The sequence below is a fragment of the Rhodoferax sp. genome (assembly GCF_028689305.1).
Classification (GTDB): domain Bacteria; phylum Pseudomonadota; class Gammaproteobacteria; order Burkholderiales; family Burkholderiaceae_C; genus Rhodoferax.
In genome coordinates, this window is record NZ_JAQTWM010000146.1 from 1 (window position 1) to 4,955 (window position 4,955).

Sequence of the window (4,955 nt, forward strand, 5' to 3'; positions counted from 1 at the left end):
TGCGCCACCAGGGCCTGCATCGCCGGATCAAAAAAGCGCATGGTGTTGCGTCCGGCGGCTTTGGACTCGTACATGGCCAGATCGGCCTGCTTGAGCAACTCGTCCACCGAACGCACCTGCCGCGACAGCAAGGCCACGCCCATACTGGGGGTGCTGTGGTGCTCCAAGGTACCCAATTCGTACACCTGGTTCAGGCTGGCCAGCACCTTGCGGCCGATTTTTTCCACCAGTGCCGTCACCTGCACCGGGTCGGAACCAAGCTCCTCCAGCATCACGACAAATTCGTCTCCGCCCAGGCGGGCCACGGTATCCACCTCACGCACACTGGCCTGCAGGCGCTGTGCCACCTGTTTGAGCAACATGTCGCCCATGTCGTGACCCAGGGAGTCATTGAGGTCCTTGAAATTGTCCAGGTCAATGAACAACACCGCGCTGTAACGGTCATGGCGTGCCGTTCCCAGCAGCGCCAGTTGCAACCGCTCAATCAACAGACGACGATTGGGCAAACCGGTCAGGGCATCGTAAAACGCCAGGTATTCAATTTCCTTTTCAGTCCGTTTGCGCTCCGAAATATCGCGCCCGATGCCGCGGTAACCGGTGAACTGGCCCTGGGCATCCAAAATCGGTGTGCCACTGATGGACACCCACATCCAGCTGCCATCGGCGCGCTGGCGCTGCATTTCAAAATCGTGGAAAACCTCGTGCGCCTGCAGCGCGGCGCGGTGCCGAGCCCACTGGGCCGCGCTGACTCCCTGCACCCCCTCGTCTTCCCACAAGGTCTTGCCCAGGTAATGTGCCTCCGGCAGGGTCTTGGCGGTTTGCAGATTGCCATCAACCCGGACAAAACGGAACTGTGCATCCTGTTCCCAATACCAGTCGGACGACAGTTCGGTCAGGGAGCGAAACCGCGCTTCACTCAGGCGCAGCCGCTCGTCTGCGCGTTTGCGGGTGGTGATGTCCGTGACAAAACCGCTGAGCAGCACTGCGCCGTGGCTGTCGGATTCGGGCATGCCCTGCCCCAGCAACCAGCGCACCTCACCGTCCGGCAACAACAGCCGGTACTCGTGCTGCCACGGCGTCATGGTCAACATGGCCGTGCGCACCGAAGCCTCGAAACCGGCCAGATCGTCGGGGTGATGGATCGCCAAGGTGCAATAGGCATCCTGCAGAATGCCCTGTGCAGAAAAACCGGGGTAAATCTCACAGGCCGGCTCACTGATGTACAGGAACTCATGAATCCCGTCCGCATTGCGCCGAAGCTGGAACACCGCCCCTGGCAAGCGGCTGGTGATTTTCTGGATGAAACCCAGCTTTTCCTGTAACGCCTGGGCCGTGTCACGCTCGGAAGTAATGTCTTGCACCATCCCGAAAATCAGCGGCTCGTCGTCGTCACTGGTCAGGGATTGCACCCGCGAGCGGTGCCAACGCATCCGGCCATCCGGGTGCTGCCAACGGTACTCAAAGGTCCCGCCATCCAACGTGGTCACGGCGTTCGTGTACTTCGCCAAGTCATCAGGGTGAATCCGGTCGCGCCCTCCTGTGGCAGAGGGATCCTGGCTCAACGGCCAGCCGGTCAGCTGGTAAAGCCCCTTGGACCAGATCAGATCGCGGTTGGTCCTGCTGGCCGTCCAGTACCCCACGGAGGCCAGGCTTTCCATGGCCTCAAACAGGCGCAGCTGCTGGCTCAACCGCTGGTTGGTGGCGGTCAGCAACTGCTCACTGGCCAACAAGGCCGACTGGGCCGCGCGCTCATCCGTCACGTCCTTGAGATAACTCAGCAGACAGGCCTCACCATTGACCACAATGCGGTTCACGTTGACGCGCAGCAACACACGGCGCTGGTCAGGGCGGGTGAAGGTCATGTCCAGGTCACGTAACTGCCCGGTTTGGGCCAAAGACTGCATGGCCTGTGCGCGCTGCTGGTCGCTGTCCCACAGCCCAAGTTCAATCGAACTGCGCCCAACCACGTCAGCCAAGGTCAAGCCGGTCAGACGCAACCACTCGGCATTGGCATCCAGATACACCCCGTTATCGGCACGGCTGAGTGAAATGGCCACTGGGATATCGTTGAAAAACGCCCGATGGTTGCCGGACTCAAGCATGACGCCCCCCAATGCACAACATGGCCACCCACACCTGATGGGGCATGTCACGGCACCACTCCTGTCCGCCTGCGGTAGGGTGTGCTGAGTGTGTCAGCCTGGATGTCACAGAGTCGCCTCCCGGTACAAATTGCGTGTTTTCACAAGGCTGAACTGTACCGCGTGAACCGGCGCTGTGAAACCTGTACGACTCAAGTAAGCTTGAGGCTCCGTAGCCACTCCCGTTCCTGCCATGAATCCTGCCAATTCCGATCGACTTCTGGGTGTGATGTCGCTGGTCCTGCTGGGTGCCGGTTGTGCCCTGGTGTTGTGGCCATTTCTGAGTTCATTGGCATGGGCGGCCATTCTCGTCTCAAGCAGTTGGGGGGCTTACGTGCGCTTGGCACAACTGCTGGGGCAACGACGGACACTGGCGGCCAGCCTGATGACGCTGCTGGTGACCCTGGTGCTGCTGGTTCCCGTCAGCGCGGTGACGCTGGCCCTGTCTGATGACGTGGCATCCCTGGGCAGAAGCGCGGCCGAGCTGCTGCGTGAGGGGTTGCCCGCAGCCCCCGAATGGATCAAGAGCCTGCCCCTGATTGGATCGGTCCTGGACAGCTACTGGCAACAATTTGCCCACAACGGCCAGCGGCTGGTGGAGGAACTGTCCAAACTGGCCCACCCGGCGCAGACCCTGGCCCTGGCCAGTGGACGGGTCGTGGCCAGGGGACTGGTGGACATGTCGCTGTCGGTGTTCCTGGGGTTTTTCCTGTTCCTGCATGGCCAGTCGCTGGCCACACGTCTGATCGTGGCGCTGCAACGTGTCAGCGGCCCCCGCGCCAGCCATTTGCTGGAATTGACACGAGGGACAGTGACCGGTGTGGTGTACGGCATTCTGGGAACAGCACTGGCCCAGGCCGTGCTGGCTGCCATCGGCCTGACGATCGCCGGGGTGCCAGGGCCGGTGCTGCTGGGGGTGGCCACCTTTTTCCTGTCGGTGGTGCCCGTGGGCCCGCCGCTGGTATGGGGCGGCGCGACGATCTGGCTGTTTGCTCATGACCAACCGCTGTGGGCAGCCTTCATGGCGGCCTGGGGCTTTTTTGGCATCAGCATGGTGGACAACATCATCAAACCCTTCATCATCAGCCGGGGTTCCCAATTGCCCTTTGCGATCGTGTTTCTCGGTGTGCTGGGGGGCGTGCTGGCCTTTGGCGTGATTGGCGCCTTCCTCGGGCCGGCGCTGCTGGCCGTGGGGTTCCGGCTGTTGACCGAGTGGACCAATGGCCAAAATGCGGTTTAACTCACCCCGGTGCGCCCGGCCACCCACTTCGACAAACCCGGGCCCAAGGCCAGCACCACCATAAACCGCGCCATTTGCATGGCCATGACAAAGCCTGCATCCACAGCACTGCTGGCTGCAATGATGGCGACGGAGTCAGCCCCACCCGGACTGGTGGCGAGATAGGCCGTCAATGGGTCAAAGCCGGCGAATTGGTTCAAACCCACGGCCATGAGCACCCCCAGCACAATCAGGGCCAGGATCGCCCCCAGCACCGCCGGCAAAGCACGCCAGGCGTGAGCCAGAATCAGGCGCGTGAAGCGCAGTCCAATACTCCAGCCAATCACAGCATACGCGAAGGCCAGCAAGACCGGCGGCAAGGCAAAAGTCAACAGGTTGAACGCCTGCAGGGCCGTGCCCAGGACCAACGGAATCAGCAGGGCACCAGCCGGAATAAGCAGCCAGTGCGCGGCCATGCTCCCCAGCAGCACCAGCATCAGTGTCCAGAGCAGATCAACCGAATCGGGTGGCGCTAGCCAGGAAGCGCCCTCACCCACCCCCGCGGTATGTGGCGACCACCACCAGGCCACCAGTGTCGCCAGGGCAGTCACCATGGCCACACGCAGATATTGCATGAAAGCAACCAGACGCGCATCGGCACCATACCCTTGCGCCATCAGGACCATCGCCGAAGCCGCGCCCGGCGCCAAACCCCACACCGCCGTGGTGCCTGGCAGAATCTGCCGGCGCATCAGCAGCCAGCCCAACCAGGCACTGGCGGCCATCAAGGCCACAGCGGCCCCCAGGAAGGTCGGCCAGTCGGCGGCCACCTTGGCCAGTACGGCGGGCTGCAGACTGCGGGCCATCAGGCAACCCAACACCCCCTGGGCCAGCACAAACAGGGTTGAAGGCACCTTGACTTGCATCTCATGCGACGCCAGAAGGATGCCTGCCAACATACACCCCAGCAAAACGCCTGCCGGCAAATGCAAAGCGGTCAACCCCCATCCCAGGACAACGCTGATGAACAACAGGGAACCCCAGCGCCGCAGCGTAGCGGCACGCAGCCAACGAACAAGGCGGACGACATGATTCACGATCCCGGCACCCCATCACCAATGGTCATGCCGGTCACGGCGCTCCTGGCGGTAATTGGTCACCTCCAGGCGTAAGCCGTCGGGATCGGTCAGGAAAGTGGCCCAATAGTCAGGCGCGTACTCGGGGCAGCACCTGGCTTCAGAGGCATTGATCGCCAGCGCACGCAGTTCATTGGCGACCGCCACCACATCGGCCGCCGACGCCACGCGCAGGCAGAAATGGTGCAACCCCGGCGCATAAGCATTGTGCTCGCCAGCGTTGTGGGCCGGGCGAAGCACATAACCAAAGTGGCGATTGAAGTATTGAACATGCGGATCGCCCCCCAGGGCAAACCTGTTCTTGCGAAAACCAAGCGTTTCGCACAGAACCCGGTCGTAAAAGGCTTCTGAGCGTTGCAGATCAGACACGGTGATGTAGATATGGTCGATACCAATGACTTCAGGCATGGTTGGGAAATGGCAAGAGCAGGTTAAGGAACAGCGATATTAGCCGCGCTG

General features: G+C 61.9%; 4 protein-coding genes. 1 reads left to right on the top strand and 3 read right to left on the bottom strand.

Annotated features, from left to right (window positions below; translation table 11 throughout):
• A partial coding sequence (locus PHW99_RS17980; protein WP_300180937.1) for a diguanylate cyclase occupies positions 1 to 2,102 on the bottom strand: 2,102 nt, incomplete at its 3' end.
• Between the two features lie 232 nt (positions 2,103 to 2,334).
• On the opposite strand from PHW99_RS17980, the gene PHW99_RS17985 reads away from it, so the two are divergent.
• Positions 2,335 to 3,381 carry an AI-2E family transporter gene (locus tag PHW99_RS17985; protein WP_300180940.1) on the top strand — a complete coding sequence of 349 codons (1,047 nt, stop codon included), beginning with the start codon at positions 2,335 to 2,337 and terminating at the stop codon, positions 3,379 to 3,381.
• Here PHW99_RS17985 and PHW99_RS17990 read toward each other — a convergent pair.
• The gene (locus PHW99_RS17990; RefSeq protein ID WP_300180943.1) at positions 3,378 to 4,457 is read right to left on the bottom strand and encodes an AbrB family transcriptional regulator; all 1,080 of its coding nucleotides are present in this window, start codon (positions 4,455 to 4,457) and stop codon (positions 3,378 to 3,380) included. The genes PHW99_RS17985 and PHW99_RS17990 overlap by 4 nt on opposite strands.
• Positions 4,458 to 4,472: 15 nt before the next feature.
• The gene (locus PHW99_RS17995; protein WP_300180946.1) at positions 4,473 to 4,904 is read right to left on the bottom strand and encodes a VOC family protein; all 432 of its coding nucleotides are present in this window, start codon (positions 4,902 to 4,904) and stop codon (positions 4,473 to 4,475) included.
• Between the last annotated feature and the right edge of the window lie 51 nt (positions 4,905 to 4,955).

What these genes read in the sequence shown, in the direction of transcription:
- PHW99_RS17985 (WP_300180940.1), top strand. Translation starts at nt 2,335, where the DNA reads ATGAATCCTGCCAATTCCGATCGACTTCTGGGTGTGATGTCGCTGGTC.
- PHW99_RS17995 (WP_300180946.1), bottom strand. Translation starts at nt 4,904, where the DNA reads ATGCCTGAAGTCATTGGTATCGACCATATCTACATCACCGTGTCTGAT.